At 33.3% G+C, this 19,234-nt stretch carries 14 protein-coding genes; 6 read left to right on the top strand and 8 right to left on the bottom strand.

What is annotated here, in order from left to right; translation table 11 throughout:
• Positions 1–61: 61 nt before the first annotated feature.
• The 3 genes from AW14_RS12010 to AW14_RS12000 form a co-directional block, all read right to left on the bottom strand.
• Positions 62–751, bottom strand: a complete 690-nt coding sequence (locus AW14_RS12010; protein WP_044639038.1) for an LOG family protein — start codon at positions 749–751, stop codon at positions 62–64.
• Positions 752–764: 13 nt separating this feature from the next.
• The gene (gene uvrA / locus AW14_RS12005; protein WP_044639037.1) at positions 765–3,596 is read right to left on the bottom strand and encodes an excinuclease ABC subunit UvrA; all 2,832 of its coding nucleotides are present in this window, start codon (positions 3,594–3,596) and stop codon (positions 765–767) included.
• Between the two features lie 79 nt (positions 3,597–3,675).
• A complete protein-coding gene (locus AW14_RS12000) occupies positions 3,676–4,164 on the bottom strand; it encodes a septal ring lytic transglycosylase RlpA family protein (protein WP_044639036.1) in 489 nt (162 codons plus the stop codon).
• Between the two features lie 198 nt (positions 4,165–4,362).
• Between AW14_RS12000 and AW14_RS11995 the strand changes: the two genes are divergently transcribed.
• A complete protein-coding gene (locus AW14_RS11995; protein WP_044639035.1) occupies positions 4,363–4,887 on the top strand; it encodes a hypothetical protein in 525 nt (174 codons plus the stop codon).
• A 1-nt stretch (position 4,888) separates the two neighbouring features.
• Here AW14_RS11995 and AW14_RS11990 read toward each other — a convergent pair whose 3' ends face one another.
• Both AW14_RS11990 and AW14_RS11985 read right to left on the bottom strand, forming a co-directional pair.
• Entirely contained in the window at positions 4,889–5,605 is a 717-nt protein-coding gene (locus AW14_RS11990; protein WP_044639034.1) for a hypothetical protein, read from the bottom strand.
• 131 nt (positions 5,606–5,736) lie between these two features.
• Positions 5,737–6,336 (bottom strand): acyl carrier protein phosphodiesterase, encoded by a 600-nt coding sequence (locus AW14_RS11985; RefSeq protein WP_044639033.1) that lies wholly within the window; start codon positions 6,334–6,336, stop codon positions 5,737–5,739.
• Positions 6,337–6,413: 77 nt separating this feature from the next.
• Here AW14_RS11985 and glmM point away from each other — a divergent pair, with 77 nt between their 5' ends.
• Complete coding sequence (gene glmM, locus AW14_RS11980; RefSeq protein WP_044639032.1) at positions 6,414–7,802, top strand: phosphoglucosamine mutase; 1,389 nt, start codon at positions 6,414–6,416, stop codon at positions 7,800–7,802.
• Positions 7,803–7,854: 52 nt separating this feature from the next.
• Here the strand turns inward: glmM and AW14_RS11975 are convergent, their stop codons facing one another.
• On the bottom strand, positions 7,855–8,736 hold the full coding sequence (locus tag AW14_RS11975) for a lysophospholipid acyltransferase family protein (RefSeq protein ID WP_044639031.1): 882 nt from the start codon (positions 8,734–8,736) through the stop codon (positions 7,855–7,857).
• Between the two features lie 61 nt (positions 8,737–8,797).
• Between AW14_RS11975 and AW14_RS11970 the strand changes: the two genes are divergently transcribed.
• The 4 genes from AW14_RS11970 to cmk all read left to right on the top strand — a co-directional run bounded on the left by AW14_RS11970 (position 8,798) and on the right by cmk (position 14,123).
• Positions 8,798–9,448 carry a rhomboid family intramembrane serine protease gene (locus tag AW14_RS11970; RefSeq protein ID WP_044639030.1) on the top strand — a complete coding sequence of 217 codons (651 nt, stop codon included), beginning with the start codon at positions 8,798–8,800 and terminating at the stop codon, positions 9,446–9,448.
• A 177-nt stretch (positions 9,449–9,625) separates the two neighbouring features.
• Positions 9,626–12,076: an endopeptidase La gene (gene lon, locus AW14_RS11965; protein ID WP_044639029.1), complete on the top strand. Its 2,451-nt coding sequence runs from the start codon at positions 9,626–9,628 to the stop codon at positions 12,074–12,076.
• 328 nt (positions 12,077–12,404) lie between these two features.
• Positions 12,405–13,424: a type IX secretion system protein PorQ gene (gene porQ, locus AW14_RS11960; protein WP_044639028.1), complete on the top strand. Its 1,020-nt coding sequence runs from the start codon at positions 12,405–12,407 to the stop codon at positions 13,422–13,424.
• Positions 13,425–13,427: 3 nt separating this feature from the next.
• Positions 13,428–14,123, top strand: coding sequence for a (d)CMP kinase (gene cmk / locus AW14_RS11955; RefSeq protein ID WP_044639027.1), 696 nt, complete (start codon positions 13,428–13,430; stop codon positions 14,121–14,123).
• Positions 14,124–14,159: 36 nt separating this feature from the next.
• On the opposite strand, the gene AW14_RS11950 is transcribed toward cmk, so the two are convergent.
• Together AW14_RS11950 and AW14_RS11945 are read right to left on the bottom strand one after the other, a co-directional pair.
• On the bottom strand, positions 14,160–16,583 hold the full coding sequence (locus AW14_RS11950; protein WP_044639026.1) for an outer membrane beta-barrel protein: 2,424 nt from the start codon (positions 16,581–16,583) through the stop codon (positions 14,160–14,162).
• Between the two features lie 95 nt (positions 16,584–16,678).
• Entirely contained in the window at positions 16,679–19,222 is a 2,544-nt protein-coding gene (locus AW14_RS11945) for an outer membrane beta-barrel family protein (protein WP_052647495.1), read from the bottom strand.
• Positions 19,223–19,234: the final 12 nt, after the last annotated feature.

The following is a 19,234-nucleotide window of genomic DNA, read 5'->3' as shown; positions in this document are numbered from 1 at the left end:
AAACAAGATTAACTAAATAAACATTATTTACATGAGTATATTGTGCTTTAATAAAATAGCTTTAAAAGTTAGGACTTAAACCAGATTCTTGGTAGAAACTGTCTAAAATACGAATAACTTCGTCTTCGGTATCGACTAAATGAATCAAATCTAAATCATTCGGACTAATATTAGCGTGTCCATCTAAAAGGGTCGATTTTATCCAATCTAGAAGACCTTTCCAGAAATCGGTACCCACAAGAATAATAGGGAATTTTTCAATTTTATGTGTTTGAATAAGTGTGATAGCTTCAAATAGCTCATCTAAAGTGCCGAAACCTCCGGGCATAACTACAAACCCTTGCGAGTACTTAACAAACATAACTTTTCTAACAAAAAAGTAATCGAAGTCTAGGCTTTTATCGGAATCTATATAGGGGTTGTCATGCTGTTCGAAAGGTAATTCAATATTTAAGCCTACTGAAATACCCCCACCTATGTGAGCACCTTTGTTTCCAGCTTCCATAATACCAGGACCACCACCAGTAATTACACCATATCCAGCCTGAACGATACGTTTTGCTATTTTTTCGGCTAATATGTAATATTTTTGATCTGGTTTGGTTCTGGCAGATCCAAAAATAGAAACACAAGGTCCTATTTTGCTCATTTTCTCAAAACCGTTAACAAATTCACCCATAATTTTAAAAATGGCCCAAGAATCGTTTGTTTTTATCTCGTTCCAGCCTTTGTGGTGTTTTTCAGTAATCATTTGTAATATATTTTTAGTTTAATTCTTTCTTTAAAAATCGCGCCGTATGACTTTTTTTATGTTTTATAACCTCTTCGGGCGTGCCTTCCGCTATAATTTGTCCGCCACCTTTGCCACCTTCATAACCTACATCAATAATATAATCAACGGTTTTAATAACATCTAAATTATGTTCAATAATTAAAACCGTATTTCCTTTGTTGGCTAATTTGTTTAAAACTATCATTAATACTCTAATATCTTCAAAATGTAATCCTGTGGTAGGTTCATCTAAAATATAAAAGGTGTTACCTGTATCTCGTTTACTTAGTTCGGTGGCCAGTTTAATTCTTTGGGCTTCACCACCCGATAGTGTTGTGCTTTGTTGACCTAAAGTAATGTAACCCAAGCCCACATCTTTTATGGTTTTAAGTTTGTTATGAATTTTTGGAATATGTTCAAAAAAATCTACTGCCTCATTAATGGTCATATCTAAAACATCGCTTATGGATTTCCCTTTGTATCTTATTTCTAGAGTTTCTCTGTTAAAACGTTTGCCTTGGCAGGTTTCGCATTCTACATAAACGTCTGGTAGAAAATTCATTTCAATTACTCGTAAACCACCGCCTTGGCAAGTTTCGCAGCGGCCACCTTTAACATTAAAACTAAAGCGTCCTGCTTTGTAACCCCGAATCATGGCTTCGGGAATTTTAGCAAATAAACTACGAATCTCATCGAAAGTTTTGGTGTAAGTCGCCGGATTGCTTCTGGGTGTTCTACCAATAGGTGATTGATTGATGTCTATCACTTTATCTATATGTTCTAAACCAGAAATGCTTTTGTAGGGCATGGGTTTTTTCACCCCATTAAAATAATGAGCATTTAAAATAGGATACAGTGTTTCGTTAATTAAAGTAGATTTACCGCTTCCAGAAACGCCTGTAACACCTATCATTTTACCTAAAGGAAACTTAACCGACACATTTTTTAAGTTATTTCCAGTGCATCCTTTAAGTTCTATAAAGTTCCCGTTGCCTTCACGACGTTTTTTAGGAACTTCAATGGTTTTTTCACCATTTAAATATTGTGCTGTTAATGTATGATGTGTTAAAAGCTCCTTTGGAGTGCCTATGCTAATAATTTCACCACCAAATTTTCCTGCCTTTGGACCAATGTCTATAACATAATCGGCGCGCTCTATCATATCTTTGTCGTGCTCCACAACAATTACAGAGTTGCCAATATCTCTTAAGGCAACTAACGAATTTATAAGTTTTTCGTTATCGCGTTGGTGTAAGCCAATGCTAGGTTCATCTAAAATATACAACACACCCACCAACTGAGAACCAATTTGAGTTGCCAATCGTATACGTTGTGCTTCGCCACCAGATAGCGATTTAGAACTTCTGTTAAGTGATAAATAATTTAAACCCACATCAAGTAAGAATTGTAGTCGGCTTTTAATTTCTTTAATAACTTCTTCACCAATTTTCAGTTGTTTTTCTGAAAGATGACCTTGTAAATCGTTGAACCATGCAGTTAAATCTACAATATCCATATTGGAAAGCTCTGCGATATTTTTGTCGTTTATTTTAAAATAAAGCGATTCCTTTTTTAAACGAGAGCCATTGCAGGTAGGACATTGCACTTTATCCATATAGTCTTTTGCCCATCGTTTTAAAGAGGTAGACTCTGCAGTATTGTATTGGTTTTCAATAAAATTAGCAATGCCTTCAAAATCTATTTTGTAATCGCGTGTAACCCCCAAAGTTTTACTTTCTACCGAAAACTTTTCATTACCCCCATAAAGAATCATGTGTTTAGCTTCCTCTGGAATATCTTTGTAAGCATCGGTTAATTTAAAATTAAAGCGTTGCGCTATGGTTTCTAATTGCTTAAATATCCAACTGTTTTTTTGTGGCCCGTGTGGCGCCAACGCTCCGTTTTTAATAGATAAGGTATCGTCTGGAATTATTTTTTTCTCATTAATTTGATACAAAGTGCCAATACCATTACATGTATCGCAGGCACCTTTTGGTGAATTAAATGAAAAGTTATTAGGTTCGGGATTGGGGTTCGAAATTCCAGAAGACGGGCACATGAGGTTTCTACTAAAATAGCGCACTTCGTTCGTGTCCTGGTCTAAAACCATAAGCACATCTTCACCATGATACATGGCCGTATTTATGGTTTCGGTAAGGCGTTTATCGTTATCGGCACTATCATTAATTACCAACCTATCGATAACAATTTCGATATCATGTGTTTTGTAGCGGTCTAATTTTAAGCCTTTAACAATATCTTTAATTTCGCCATCGGTTCTTACTTTAACAAAGCCTTGTTTTGCAATTTGCTCGAATAATTCACGGTAATGTCCTTTTCGTGAGCGAATAACAGGCGCTAAAATATTAATACGCTTACCCTTAAAATCTGCGTAAATAAGTTCTTTAATTTGCTCGTCGCTATAGCTCACCATCTTATCGCCTGTGTTATAACTATAAGCATCGCTGGCACGCGCAAAAAGTAAACGTAAGAAATCGTAAATTTCGGTAATTGTACCAACTGTAGAGCGAGGCGATTTGCTGGTTGTTTTTTGTTCAATAGCAATTACGGGAGATAAACCATCAATTTTATCAACATCTGGGCGTTCTAAACCGCCTAAAAATTGTCTGGCATAAGCAGAAAAGGTTTCAATGTATCGGCGTTGTCCTTCGGCATAAATAGTATCAAAAGCTAAACTAGACTTTCCACTTCCCGATAACCCAGTAATAACCACCAGCTTTTCCCTTGGAATAGAAATGTCTATGTTTTTTAAATTATGTACTCGCGCTCCTTTTACTTCAATAAAATCTTCAAATGGGCTCATATATTCGCAAAACCGTAAAGGTACAGATTATGTTACGAAAAATGAAGCGAAGTTTATTGTAGTTTAGTTAAATTAATGTTTAATTTTTAGTAGAATCGATAGCGGTTTCTTCTAAAATTTCGATGTTTACAAGGAGATGCCCTTTCAATTTATTTTTAGCAATTTGCATAAAAGCTTTTTTGGATAAATCGATTTCTCTGCCCTTAACAAAAGGTCCGCGATCGTTTACGGTTACTACAACAGACGAGTCATTCACCGTATTGGTTATTTTCAATTTGGTGCCAAATTTTAAAAATTTATGGGCTGCCGTGAAATTGTTGTTATCAAATTTTTCGCCACTGGCAGTTCTTCGGCCATTAAACTTATCGTGGTAATACGAGGCATGAACGTTTTCTTTATATGGTGTGTATGTTATTGAAATAGAATCGGTTTCGGTAGTGTCTTTAAAAATTAAAGGCGACTCGAGATTGTATTTTGAAGTTATGGTATTTGGTTTTTTTGAAATAGTAAAACCATAGATAACAAGTAAAACCAGCACTAATCCAGATTGTTTTATAAATCCTTTCATAATTTTAAACGCGTTGATTCTTAATAACGTAAGAATGATAATTTAATTATACGTTTTAATTGGTTGCTTGGATGTGGGTCGTTTAAAAAAAAATAAAAAACTTTATTCTAGTTAAATTAGCCATTTTATTTACTTTAGAATCGTAATTAAATAAGCTAAAACCTTAAGATATTTTTAAACTATAGAAATTAATACATTATGAAATTATTAGGAATAGGTTCTCGAATTAATCATAGCGACTACGGAAAAGGTGTTGTAACTAATGTTACTTCGCAACACTATTGGGTCACTTTTATTGATAGTGGATTGGAAACAATTGATTTAGATAGCACATTTGAAGTTATTGAAGCCACCACAGACGAGGTTGATACCGTTAGTTTCTCGGAAGTTGAAAGCAGCTTGGTTCAAATTTTAAAACGATGGAGTGATGTTTCGGAAGTTGTGCCTATTGCCGATAAATACAAAGGCGGAAAACTTATTTTAGAGCCAGCAGATCCAAGTTTAAAGGCTTACGAATTGCCAATTGATACTTTTTTTCATAAAATAACCATGGTTAGAGATCGCTTACGTGTTATGGAACAACGCATTAATGCCAGCGATTTAGACGAACAAGGTAAAATAGATTTGCAACAGTATATTACCAGAATTTATGGTAGTTTAACCAGTTTCAATATTTTATTCAAATCTAAAAGCCATCATTTTATTGGACAGAAATCTAAATAAATTACATAGCAGTTTTTATATCGGTAATTTCAATTCCGAAGACTAAAAATTTATGAAACGTTGGCAAATTTACACCCGTATCGGTTGTAGTCCAATGGTTCCAGGTAGCTTCTAAACCTCCAATAGGTAGAATATCAACCCACATTTGAAAACTTGTGGGTTTTCCTTTTTCATCTAAATGCCATAAATAGGAATCGCCAGGAGTTGAACCACCAGAAGTATAGGTAATTAGTAAAGCTTTTTCATTATTGTCTAGTTTTACTAATTTTCTTTGGGTGCCTTTATCGAAAACTTTATAAGGCGCTGTAAGCCAAAACGAATCATTATTGTAATATTTAATAGCTTTTTTTATTAAATCATTGGCCAAATCGCCATCAACCTTAAAACTGTGTACAAAAGCTTTACTTTTAGAATTATCTTTTAAATCGAGGGTGACTTTATAATCTTTCCAATAAACGTTGCAAGTATTGGCTTTTTTATTCCATTCGTAATGGTGTCTTTTTTTAAAAGTCCATTCAATCGTAGTCGTTTTTTTAAAGGCATCATAATCTAACGTTTCTAAGATAGTTTGTGCTAAGGCATCAGCTTCTGGCCCCATGTTTCCTTGAGGTAAATCTTCGTGGTATTTAAAATAAACAAAACCAAAAAGCAGTAAACTAGGAAGGGTAAAGAAGATAATTACACCAGCAACAATTTTTGTTATTTTTTTAAAATTCATGTAAATTATTTTTAGGAAATAGAAATAGGACGAGTCTAATATATTAATATATAATGTGTTGTGAAATTATTTATTAAAATATTCGACAGTATTCAAGCAGTTTTCGATTAAAGGATGCTTTTAAAAAAAATCTATTTAAAAGTTGCTGAATATTCTTCTAATTTCAGTTTTGAAAAAACGATAAGTTCATCAAAAAAAGAAGTGAATTCTTCTTCAAATTCAGCATAAAAAGTTTCTAATTCACTAACAGCTTCATCCATGCCCGAACGTTCTTTGGTTCGCCTATTCATACCATCTAAAACTCTTGAAATTCCATCTATCGATGCGTAACTTAAAAGCCAGTTATCGGTAATCATATAAGGCATCATTTTTTGAATTCTAGGCGGGAGTATATCGTAGTTGGTTTCTAAAGAATCATAAAAAGATTCTACATAATCTTTTAAAGGAATTTCGCAGTATTTGGTCCAGTTTTTTGCTAGAAAATGATCGTATAAAATATCTACAATAATACCAGAATAGTGTCCGTATTTTTCGTGTAAACGTTTCGTGCTCTTTCTTACAGTTGGGTGCGCATCGGTAAATGTATCAATATTTCTATGCAGTAAAACACCTATTTGTAAGTCGACATTTAATTTTTTATAGGATTTTCCTTTGATACCATCGGCAATAAAATTACCAATAGTAATCATGTCGTTGTTACCAGATAGATATATGTGAGCTAAGTAATTCATTGGGGAAAAATACAAAAAGCATTTTAACAAAAACGAATTTGTAATTGTATATTTGTTTTTCAAATTAAACTAAAACAATGACATTAATAAAATCAATTTCTGGAATAAGAGGAACCATTGGCGGACAAGTGGGTGATAATTTAACTCCAATTGATGCTGTTAAATTTGCATCGGCTTATGGTGTTTGGATTAAGCAACAACGCGATAAACAACATTACAAAGTGGTTGTTGGAAGAGATGCCAGAATCTCGGGTGCGATGATTCAAAATTTAGTAATGAATACGCTTATTGGTTTAGGCATCGATGTGGTAGATTTAGGCTTATCTACTACACCAACCGTAGAATTGGCAGTGCCTATGGAGCAAGCCGATGGTGGTATTATTTTAACAGCGAGCCATAATCCTAAACAATGGAATGCTTTAAAATTATTAAATGCCAAAGGCGAATTTCTTGATGGAGTTGAAGGAGCAAAAATTTTAGACATTGCAGAGCAAGGCGCCATTTTATTTGCAGATGTAGATAGTTTGGGTAAAATAACCAAAAATAAAGCTTACATAGATTTACATATTATTGAAGTTTTAGATTTACCATTAGTAACTGTAAAACCGATAGAAGAGGCACGATTTAAAGTGGTTGTAGATGGTGTAAACTCTACAGGTGGTATTGCCATTCCGTTACTTTTAGAACGCCTGGGCGTCGATGTTATAAAACTGTATTGCGAGCCTACTGGCGAATTTCCGCATAATCCAGAGCCCCTTAGAGAACATTTGTCTGAACTTTCTAAACGCGTTGTTGAAGAACGTGCCGATTTTGGGATTGTAGTCGATCCCGATGTAGATCGTCTGGCTTTTATGGATGAAAACGGAGAGATGTTTGGTGAAGAATATACCCTTGTTGCTTGCGCCGACTATGTTTTAAGTAAAAAACCTGGCAATACAGTAAGTAACATGAGCTCTACAAGAGCCCTTAGAGATGTTACAGAAAAATACGGCGGAACTTACGAAGCCAGTGCCGTTGGAGAAGTAAACGTAGTGAGTTTAATGAAAAAGAATAAAGTCGTTATTGGAGGCGAAGGGAATGGCGGTATTATTTACCCTGAATCGCATTACGGAAGAGATGCCCTTGTTGGTGTTGCTTTATTTTTAAGTTTACTTGCAGAAAAAGATATGAAGGTTAGTGAGTTAAGAAAAACGTATCCTAACTATTTTATGAGTAAAAAGAAAATTGAATTAACTCCCGATTTAGATGTTGATGGTATTTTAGAAACCATCGAAAAACATTACCAAAACGAACAATTAACAACCATTGATGGTGTTAAAATTGATTTTCCTGAAAGTTGGGTGCACTTAAGAAAAAGTAATACAGAGCCTATTATAAGGATATATACCGAGGCAAAATCTCAGTCTGAAGCCGATACCTTAGCAGACAAGTTTATAGCAGAAATTGATGCTATTGCTAAATCTTAAAACTAAAAACATATAATAAAAAAAAAGCGCATAATAAAATGCGCTTTTTTTATTACTTAACCTGTTTGCCCATGTGTTTCCAACGTTTATGTGTCCAGAAATAAAATTCGGGTGCTTCATAAATTTGTTTTTCAACTTCTTTTAAAAACATATCGGTTAGTTCGTAATCTTTATATTTTCTGCTGTCTTCGGCTAGAGTTATTACTTCAGCTTCATAAAAACCACGTTTAACTTTGTTAATTTTTAAATAAACGGTGCTTAAATCTAACTTTTTAGCCAAACGTTCGGCACCTGTAAAACAAGGTATTGTAATGCCCATAAAGCTGCCCCAATAAACGTCTCGTGAGAGTCTGGGAGACTGGTCGCTTAAAAAGGCTGTCATACTTTTTTTTCCTAAAGCTTCATTTTCTGTAATGGTGCTAATGGTTTCTTTAGTGCTTATTAATTTCGTATTAAATTTAGAGCGTATGTTTTTTACTAAGCTATCAAAATAAGGGTTTGCCAGTTGTTTGTAAACACCGTAGCCACTAAAGTTAATATGGTTTTGTACCTCAATAGTCCATTCCCAACTGGCGTAATGTCCAAACATTAAAATAACACTTTTGTTTAAACTTTCAATGCGCTTTAATTCTTCGGGATTTTTAATTTTAAATCGTTTTTTTAATTCAGATTTAGAAATAGACATGGTTTTTGCCATTTCTAAAAACATATCGCATAAATGCTTGTAGAATTTTTTCTTAATTAATTTTATTTCTGAATCTTCTTTGTTAGGAAAAACCAATTTTAAATTGTTGGTTACTACTTTTTTACGATATCCAATTACATAATAAAGTAATAAGTACAAACCATCTGAAACTATATAGAGTACACGAAAAGGGAGTATAGATATTATCCACAATATGGGATAAACAATAATATATGCTATAAATTGCATGAATTAATTTTAGATTTGTAAAAGCAAATATAGGCTAATTTGAAATTAAATTTTTTACAACATGGGCAATTTAAATTTAGTAACCATCATCATAATTATAGCTAACATTATTATTTCTAATAAAGGTTTTACCCATGATGGTTTTTTTGAAAAGTATAAATTTCATATAGGCGGTATTCAACGTGGAGAAAAAATTAGACTTTTTAGTGCTGGTTTTTTGCATGTAGATATGTCGCATTTGTTATTTAATATGCTAACGCTTTACTTTTTTGCTGGTACGGTAATTTCGTATGTTGGTACAACAAAATTTTTAATTATTTATCTAGTTAGCTTGTTGTTTGGTAATTTGTTATCTTATTATTTTCATAAAAACGAATATCATTATAGTGCCGTTGGTGCGAGTGGGGCAGTTACAGGTATTTTGTACGCCGCTATTTTGTTACAACCCGATATGAGTTTAATGATGTTTTTTATTCCCATTCCTATACCTGCTTATATTTTTGGTATTGGTTATTTGCTATATTCTATTTATGGAATGAAAAATCGTATAGGTAATATTGGTCACGACGCCCATTTTGGAGGTGCCATTGGTGGTTATGCCATTACTTTAATTTTAATGCCTTGGTTGTTTCGTACTAATTTGTTAATGATTGGCTTGTTGGCATTGCCCATTATAATCTTATTTATTTTAAAAAAATCGGGGAAGATGTAACCCGAAAGCCAAAATAATATGGCTCATATTAAGTGTGGCATAAGTATTGAATTTATATAAATAATAGCAATCGGTTCACCTTTGCAAGCCATTGATACAAAGCTGTTTGTTGTTTTTATTACATTAATTAAAAAATAGTTCGATCTGTTTTAATGACAGATTGGCTCAAAAATATCTATGAAAAAGTCTAATTTATTAAGTCTTGACAGTTTGTCATTTCAGGATTTTGATGAAAATTCAGAATTAATCCCGTTAATGACACCAGAAGATGAAGAAGAAATTAATAGCGAAAAATTACCAGAAACACTACCTATTCTTTCTTTAAGAAATACCGTATTGTTTCCAGGCGTTGTTATTCCAATTACAGCGGGTCGTGATAAATCTATCAAATTAATTAACGATGCTAATGCAGGAAGTAAAGTGATAGGTGTTGTTGCGCAAAAGAATGAAGAGATAGAAAATCCAACAGCTAAAGAAATACATGAAATAGGCACCGTAGCTCGAATTTTACGTGTTTTAAAAATGCCAGACGGCAATGTTACTGTAATTATTCAAGGAAAAAAACGATTTAAAGTAGCCGAAGTTCTTACCGAAGAACCTTATATGAATGCTACGATTAGAGACATCCCTGAATCGAAACCTTCCGATAAAAACAAGGAATTTGCAGCGATTATAGAGTCTATTAAAGATTTGGCTTTAAATATTATTAAACAAAGTCCAAACATTCCAAGCGAAGCTTCATTTGCTATAAAAAATATCGAAAGCAACTCGTTTTTAGTGAATTTTGTGTCGTCTAACATGAATCTTACTGTAGCCGAAAAACAATCACTTTTAGAAATAGACGATTTAAAAAAACGTGCTTTAGCAACTTTAAAATTCATGAATATTGAATTTCAAAAGTTAGAATTAAAAAACGATATTCAGTCTAAGGTGCAGATGGATATGAGTCAGCAACAACGCGAATATTTCTTGCATCAACAGATGAAAACCATTCAAGAAGAATTGGGTGGCGTAAGTCATGATGAAGAAATTGAAGAAATGCGTGCGCGTTCTCTGGAAAAAAACTGGAGCGATAAGGTAGCCGACCATTTCGATAAAGAGCTTGCTAAAATGCAACGCATGAATCCTCAAGTTGCCGAATATTCTATACAACGCAATTATTTAGAGCTGTTTTTAGATTTACCTTGGGACGAATATAGTAAAGATAAATTCGACTTAAAACGTGCCATGAAAATTCTAGATCGCGATCATTTTGGTTTAGAAGATGTAAAACGTCGAATTATAGAATATCTAGCGGTTTTAAAGCTGCGTAACGATATGAAATCTCCCATTTTATGTCTTTACGGGCCTCCTGGAGTTGGTAAAACCTCTTTAGGTAAGTCTATTGCAGAATCTTTGGGTAGAGAATATGTGCGTATTTCATTGGGTGGTTTACGCGATGAAGCAGAAATTCGTGGACATAGAAAAACTTACATTGGGGCGATGCCTGGTAGAATTATTCAGAGTCTAAAAAAGGCAGGAACTTCCAATCCGGTTTTTGTATTAGATGAAATCGATAAGTTATCGAATTCCCACCAAGGCGATCCATCTTCTGCTATGTTAGAAGTTTTAGATCCTGAACAAAACAACGAGTTTTACGATAACTTTTTAGAGATGGGTTACGACCTTTCTAAAGTTATGTTTATAGCAACATCCAATAGTTTATCTACCATACAACCGGCCTTATTGGACCGTATGGAAATTATAAATGTTACGGGTTATACTATTGAAGAAAAGGTAGAAATTGCTAGAAGACACTTGTTACCAAAACAATTGAAAGAACACGGTTTAACAGACAAAGACCTTAAAATTGGCAAAGCTCAGTTAGAGAAAATTGTTGAAGGTTATACCAGAGAGTCTGGAGTGCGTGGTTTAGAAAAACAAATAGCAAAAATGGTGCGTTATGCAGCAAAAAATATTGCTATGGAAGAGGACTATAACATTAAAATTAGTAATGAAGATATTGTTACGGTTTTAGGTGGTCCAAAATTAGAGCGCGACAAATATGAAAATAATAACGTTGCGGGTGTGGTTACAGGATTAGCCTGGACCAGCGTAGGTGGTGATATTTTGTTTATAGAATCCATTTTGTCTAAAGGTAAAGGCTTACTTTCAATTACGGGTAATTTGGGTAAAGTCATGAAAGAATCTGCCACAATAGCCATGGAATATATTAAGGCAAATGCCGATACTTTTGGTATTGATGCAGAAGTTTTCGATAAATATAATGTACATATTCACGTGCCAGAAGGTGCTACACCAAAAGACGGACCTAGTGCAGGTGTAACCATGTTAACATCTTTAGTATCATTATTTACTCAGAAAAAAGTAAAGAAAAATTTAGCAATGACAGGTGAAATTACGCTTCGTGGAAAAGCACTTCCTGTTGGCGGAATTAAAGAAAAGATTTTAGCAGCTAAACGTGCCAGAATAACCGAAATATTATTGTGTGAAGATAACAGACGCGATATCGAAGAAATTAAACCCGAATATTTAAAAGGCTTAACATTTCATTATGTTACAGATATGAGTGATGTTATTGATCTTGCGATTACAAATCAGAAAGTAAGTAACGCAAAAACATTATAATAAATAAGAATAGGTTGTCTTAAAATTAAATTAAAGACGTTATCGATTAAAAGCCATTTTTAAAAAGGCTAGTAAACTCCCGATAGCGTTTCAAAAGTTTTTTAGACAACCTATTTTTTTTATTTAAAATAAAAATTAGATACTATCGTTTTAAGATAGATTTACTTGAAGAAACATTCCTTGAAGGAACTTCAAGGTTTCTATTAAAATTGTCATCCCGAACTTGTTTCGGGATCTGAAATAAAAAAATTATATAAACTATTGAGTTAAACTGATTAGATAATATGGTTGCTTAGAATAAATTTTTTATTTCCTTTGTATCGTAAATATGCTAAAAAAAATAACCGCCTTTTTTTGTTTGTTACTAAGTTTTATCACCAACGCACAGCTTGGTGGTGAGTCTACCTATCAATTTTTGAATTTAGTATCTTCCCCACGACAAGCCGCATTAGGAGGCAAGGTTTTAACCAATGTAGATTACGATGTTACTCAGGGATTATTTAATCCTGCTACAATAAATCCAGAAATGGATAATCAATTGGCATTAAATTACGTTTCTTATTTAGGAGGAATTGGTTATGGTACAGCTGCTTATGCTTATACCGTAGACAGGCGCACGCAAACATTTCATGCTGGGATAACTTATGTAAATTATGGTTCTTTTGATGGTTATGATGAAGCAGGAAATGCAACAGGAACTTTTTCTGGAAACGAATCGGCGATTTCTTTCGGTTATGCCACTCAAATAGGGTATTCCGATTTTTATGCGGGTGCTAACCTGAAGCTTATTACATCAAAATTAGAACAGTATAACTCTTTTGGAGCAGCCATAGACTTCGGAATAATTTATATAAACGAGTATCTAGATTTTAATGCGGCATTGGTAATTAGAAATCTAGGAACACAAATAACTACCTATGCTGGGCTTCAAGAAAAATTGCCTTTCGAGGTCGATTTCGGCATGTCTCAACGTTTAGAAAATGTGCCCATTAGATGGCATATTACCCTAGAAAATCTACAAGAATGGCCTATTTCTAGACCAAACCCGGCGAGACAAACAAGCGATTTAAGTGGCAATCAAACCGAAGAAAAAATTGGATTTTTGGGTCAGGTGATGCGTCACAGTATTTTTGGAGCCGAAATTTTTCCTGATGGCGGATTTAATATTCGGTTAGGTTATAACTTTAGACGTGCCGAAGATTTAAGAATTTTAGACCAACGAAACTTTTCAGGATTATCGGCAGGAATTTCTATTAAAATGAATAAAATGCGTTTTAGTTATACGCATGCAAAATACACCAGTGCAGCCAATTCTAATTTTTTTGGTTTGCAGATAGATTTACAATAAAACATGAATAATAACAAAATAACCATAGCCATAGATGGGTATTCTTCCACAGGAAAAAGTACGGTTGCGAAACAATTGGCTAAGCATTTAGGATATATTTATGTAGATTCTGGGGCTATGTACAGAGCTGTTACTTATTATGCCATGATTCATGGATTTATTGACGAGCATCAGTTTAATAAAGAGGCATTAATTTCTAATCTTCAAAGTATAGAAATCAGTTTTAAATTTAATAGTGATTTAGGTTTTGCTGAAGTTTATTTAAATGGTGAAAATGTTGAAAAACAAATTAGAACTCTTGAGGTTTCCGGGTTTGTTAGTAAGGTGGCTACTTTACCTGAGGTGCGCAGTCAATTAGTAAAGCAACAACAAAAAATGGGTAAAGATAAAGGTGTTGTAATGGATGGCAGAGATATTGGAACCGTTGTTTTTCCCGATGCCGAATTGAAATTATTCATGTCAGCTTCAGCTGAAACCAGAGCTAAAAGACGTTATAAAGAATTGATTGATAGAGGTGATGATGTGCGTTACGAAGATGTATTAAGAAACGTGGAAGAACGTGATTATATGGACACAAATAGGGCAGAGTCTCCATTATTAAAAGCGCCAGATGCCATTAATTTTGATAATTCTAACATGACTCGAGACAAACAATTTGAAGCCATTTTAAAACTAGTAGATAAGGTTATAGATAAATAAAAAAAAGGAAGCTCTTGAGCTTCCTTTTGTTAATTTTTACATTTGAATATCGCCTCCATTACCATAATTTCCGCGATCTATTTCGCGTTTCTTTTGTTGGTTAAATCTGTATGTAAAAGATAAGTTAAAAGTTCTTACGCCTCTAAAACGTATTTCTCTATCTGTTATAAATTCTTCAGTCTCAACAATTCCTGTCATTACTCTGCTATTAAATAAATCAGTGACATTAAAAGCAATAGAAGCTTTGTCTTTAAAAATATCTTTACTAAATGCTACATCAGCAGAAAACATAGCATCTCTTTTATTTTGAGCATCCATACTTGGCCCTCTGTAATTTAAATTTGTTTGCCAATCTACATTGCCAGGTAAGGTGTATTTGTTATTTAAACGTAAGGTCCAACTGGTATTATTAGAATAGAAATCATCGTTTAAATAAAACCCATTTACTTTAATATTAAATAAATTAAAATCGGTGTTTATACGCCAATTTTTTGTTGGATTATATATCACGTTAAACTCAAATCCGTAGCGATCTTCTGTGGCAATATTTGCAGGTCCACGTTCAATTACAGGAACATCTTGTCCGTCAATTTCAACAGTATTTCCTGTATCATTACTAACAAAATTTATAACATCGGTTGCATGTTGAAAATAAATAGAAGTGCTAAGAGTAAACTTTCCAAATCGGTTTAAATACCCTAAGTCAATTTTACCTGCGTAAGTAGGAAGTAAAGCAGGATTTCCTTGAAAGATATTTGTTAAACTACTTCTAGAAGGAAAGGGATTTAAAAAGAAAGACCATGGCCGGCTTAAACGTCTGTTATAACCTAAAGTTATGTTTTCTTTTTCGCTAAACGCATAGCTAAAATTTACTGTAGGAAAAAAACCGGTGTATTTTTTAATTTCAAAATCGCCACTAGTTGGTTGGTCTAAGGTTGTTTGGGTGTTTTCCATTCTTAAGCCTAATAAATAACTGAATTTATTTATTTTGCTACCATATTGAACATAAAATGCGTTTATGTAATTTTTAAAATTAAAAACATTCGAAAGATTTCTGTCTATTTCAAACGCACCAGAATTTCTATTTAAAAGTTCTACTTGATAATCGGTAATTTGGGTGTTAAAATCACCTCGATACCCCATTTCAAACTGACCGTTATCACCTAAAGGTAAAACATAATCTGAACGTAATAGTATAATAGATTCGTCTACTAATTCGGTTAAAATATCGGTGTTTAAACCGTTTACGTTTATAAGAGAAAAATTATCATTATTATTATCTTCGTACTGAAAATCGAAAGTTAATTTATGACCGCTGGTTTGAAAATCTTTAGTAAAATTAAAAGCGTACTGCATGGTTTTGGCATCATTCAACATTGGGTCTAATCTCAAACTCTGTCCAATTAAATTTAAATCGGCGTCGTATTGTAATAAATTATTAATAGAGTTTTCATTATTATTCCCATCGTTATAAACCAAAGACGTGGTAATAGAAGCCGAATCTGTAATATACCATTCAATACCAAAATTATTAGTTATGCCTTTTCGAATATTTTGTGTATCTCTTTTTTCGTCTAAGATGTTTCCAGTGCTTTTATAAGTAGTATAGGTGTACCAATTTCCTATAGATTCGTTATAACGGTAGGCCAGTGTGTTAAATATATTTACATTACCTGTTCTAAAATTAATATTTCCAGAAATTCCAGCGGCATCTGGGTGTCCAACATTTGCTGTAATAGCACCATTTAATCCTTGAAGTTTACTGCGTCGTAGAATGATATTTAAAATACCCGCAGTTCCTTCAGATTCGTAACGTGCAGAAGGTGAGGTAATCACTTCAACGCGTTCAATGGCATCGGCAGGTAATTGGCGTAAAGCATCGGTTGAATTAACACCAACCAATCCAGAGGGTTTTCCATTAATTAATATTCTTACATTGTCGTTACCTCGAAGTGCCACATTACCTTCACCATCAACAGATACAGAAGGGACATTATCTAAAACATCACTAACCGTTCCACCTCTTACGGTTAAATCTTTACCAACATTATATATTTTTTTATCTAATTTGACTTCAACAGAGGTGCGTTCGGCAATAATTTCAACTTCACCTAAAGCCTCTAAATCTAAATTTAATTTTATGGTCCCTAAATTAATATCTGAAACGATTTTTTTGTTTGAAATTTTATAAGGTTTGTAGCCAATGTATTCAACACTTATATTGTAAATATCATCTTTAATTTTAATTGAAAATTCACCATCTATGTTGGTTATTACACCATCTACAATTTTCTTTTCTTTAATACTATAAAATGATATGGTAGCGTATTCTAATGGCGTATTGGTATCTGCATCTATAACTTTGCCAGTAATTGTTATATTTTTCTCGTTGATTGCAAGAGTAATATTTGAAGTTATAAATAACAAAAAAAGTAGGTAGAGAGGTAGTTTTTTATTCATTAATTTATTTTTCGTAAAAATAGACCACCCCTAAATAGAGGCGTGTTAATAATTTGATAAAAGTATTTAAGGAGCTTCATTTATTTCAAGTTTAATTATCCTTCAAATTCCATATCATCTCCATTATTTTGTTCACGATCTCTTTCGTATTTGTTTTTTTGTTGATTAAAACGGTACATAAACGAGATATTTACTTGTCTTTGTCTCCATTGTGATTCTGAGTAACTTTCAAAAAACTCGGTTGTTGTTAAGTTTTTTCTTTTTCTTGAATTAAAAACGTCTCTAATATTAAGCGATATAGTCGCATTATTATTAAAAAGCTCTTTACTAAAAGCTAAATCGAGACTAAAAATACCCTTATTTCTAGTTTGTGCATCTTCACTGGCACCTATGTAGTTAGCATTTGTTTGCCAGTCTATATTTGATGGTAAACTTACTTTGCTACTAAAACGAGCAAACCAACTGGTGTTTTTAACCCCATAATCTATGTCATTAAAAAATCCCTTTTTCTCAAACTGAAAAAAGTTAAAGCTTGAATTTAATCGGAGCCAATTAGCTGGGTTGTAAAGCATGCCTAGTTCGGTACCTGTTCTGTTATTTGACGATAAGTTAACCGGAATGGTTCTAATAATATCAATACCATCTGTTGTTTGAAAACCGGTATTTTCCTGAATACGTTCAAACGAACCCGTTTCATGTTGATAATAAATTGAAGTTGTTAAAGTAAATTTCCCCCAACGTTTTAAATAACCTAAATCGAAAGCACTTGCAAAGGCAGGTTCTAAATTGGGGTTTCCTTGAAAGACGTTGGTTCTACTAGATCGCGAAGGAAATGGATTAATATACCAGCTTCTAGGCCTGTTAACTCTTCGGTTATAACCCAAAGTGATGCTTTCCTCTACATCATCGCTACTGCCTAGATTATATATTAAATTAAGGGTAGGGAATAAGCCTAAATAATTGTTTTTAAATTCGGTATCAATAGGAAAACCAAAGGCATTTTCTAATGCTTCATTGGTTAATTTTGAATCAATTTTACCGTTAAGTTCGGTATTTTCTAAACGCAGACCCAATAAAAATGAAAATTCACCAAATTTAGTACCGTATTGTGTGTAGATGGCGTTTACGTTTTGTGTATAATCAAACACATTAGAAATGGTGTCGTTTACAAAAAAATTACCCGAATTTAAATCTTCTTGATTTAACGTATAATTAGTGATTTTGTTACTAAAATTTCCGCGGTATCCTGCTTCAAATCTAGAATCTTTACCTAATGGTAAAATGTAATCGGTTTGAAATAAATATTCGTTATCCTTTTCAGTTTGTAATATGTTTTCTCTTTGAAAAGGTATTGGATTGGCTTGATTTGTTTCTAAATAATCTTCATTTATGGAGGTAATTTGTTCTTCCGATCCGTTTTCATATTGAAAATCCGCCGTTAATTCATGTCCATCATCATTAAACTTTGTAATGTAATTCAATGCTAACTGATAATTATCGCCTGCTTCATCTTGCTTTTCACTTCTTAGTGTTCTTTCTTCTAAAGCATTGTTATTGAAACGATTACTGTTGTTTAGAGATAAATCGGCATCTTCACCATATCTATAGAATAAAGTTCCGGTAACCGATGTTTTATCAGACAAGAAATATTCCATACCTAAACTGGCATTATAATTTCTGTTAAGCCTCGTGACTTCCTCGGATTCTATGATTTTTTCAAATTCTGGAGTTCGTATTGAACCATTAACAATTCTGTCGAAATAATTGGTATCGCTATAACTATTTCTGGGGGCGTTAAAATATCTAAAACCTAAGTTAGAAAACAAATTAAATTTTTCGGTTCGGTAATTTAAGTTTGCCGAAATACCCGCATTGTCTGGGTTTCCTAGGGTTAAATTTAAAGAACCATTAAAGCCCAGAGTTTCTTTTTGTCTTAAAATGATGTTTAGTATTCCTGCTGTTCCTTCGGCATCGTATCTGGCTGAAGGTGACGTAATAACTTCAACACGCTCAATCGCTTCAGCAGGCAACTGACTTAATATGTTGGTATCGCCAAAACCTGCCATGGCCGAAGGTTTACCGTTAATAAGAATTCTAACGTTCTCGTTTCCTCGTAAACTAATACTACCCTCAACATCGACTGCAACCGAAGGGACATTGTTTAATGCGTCGCTCACGGTACCTCCCGCAGTGGTTAAATCTTTACCTATGTTGTATATTTTTTTATCTAATTTTATTTCTACCGTTGTACGTTCGGCAATAATTTCAACGGTTTCTAAAGTACCCAAGTCTATCTCTAATTCGATAGTCCCTAAATTTTTACTTTTTGTTAGTACCTGATTTTTAAGAGTAAACTTTTTATATGAAATGTATTCAATTTGAATATCGTATGTGCCATTTTTAACAGGAATACTAAATTCTCCTTTAGCATCGGTAATACCACCGTCTACTATTTTATTTTCACTTTTGCTAAAGAAAGCAATCGATGCATATTCTAAAGGTAATTTGTTGTCTTTATCTATAACTTTACCTGAAATTATAACTTTTTTATCGGTATTAATTTGGGGTGCTGAGGGTTGCGCATTTGTAATATTAATGCAAATTAGGAAGAGGTATAAACCTGCTAATTTCTTGAACATAGTCGTTTTTTA

The organism is Siansivirga zeaxanthinifaciens CC-SAMT-1 (assembly GCF_000941055.1).
Classification (GTDB): domain Bacteria; phylum Bacteroidota; class Bacteroidia; order Flavobacteriales; family Flavobacteriaceae; genus Siansivirga; species Siansivirga zeaxanthinifaciens.
The sequence above is the reverse complement of the archived record's forward strand: the minus strand, read 5'-3'. Positions and strand labels throughout refer to the sequence as shown.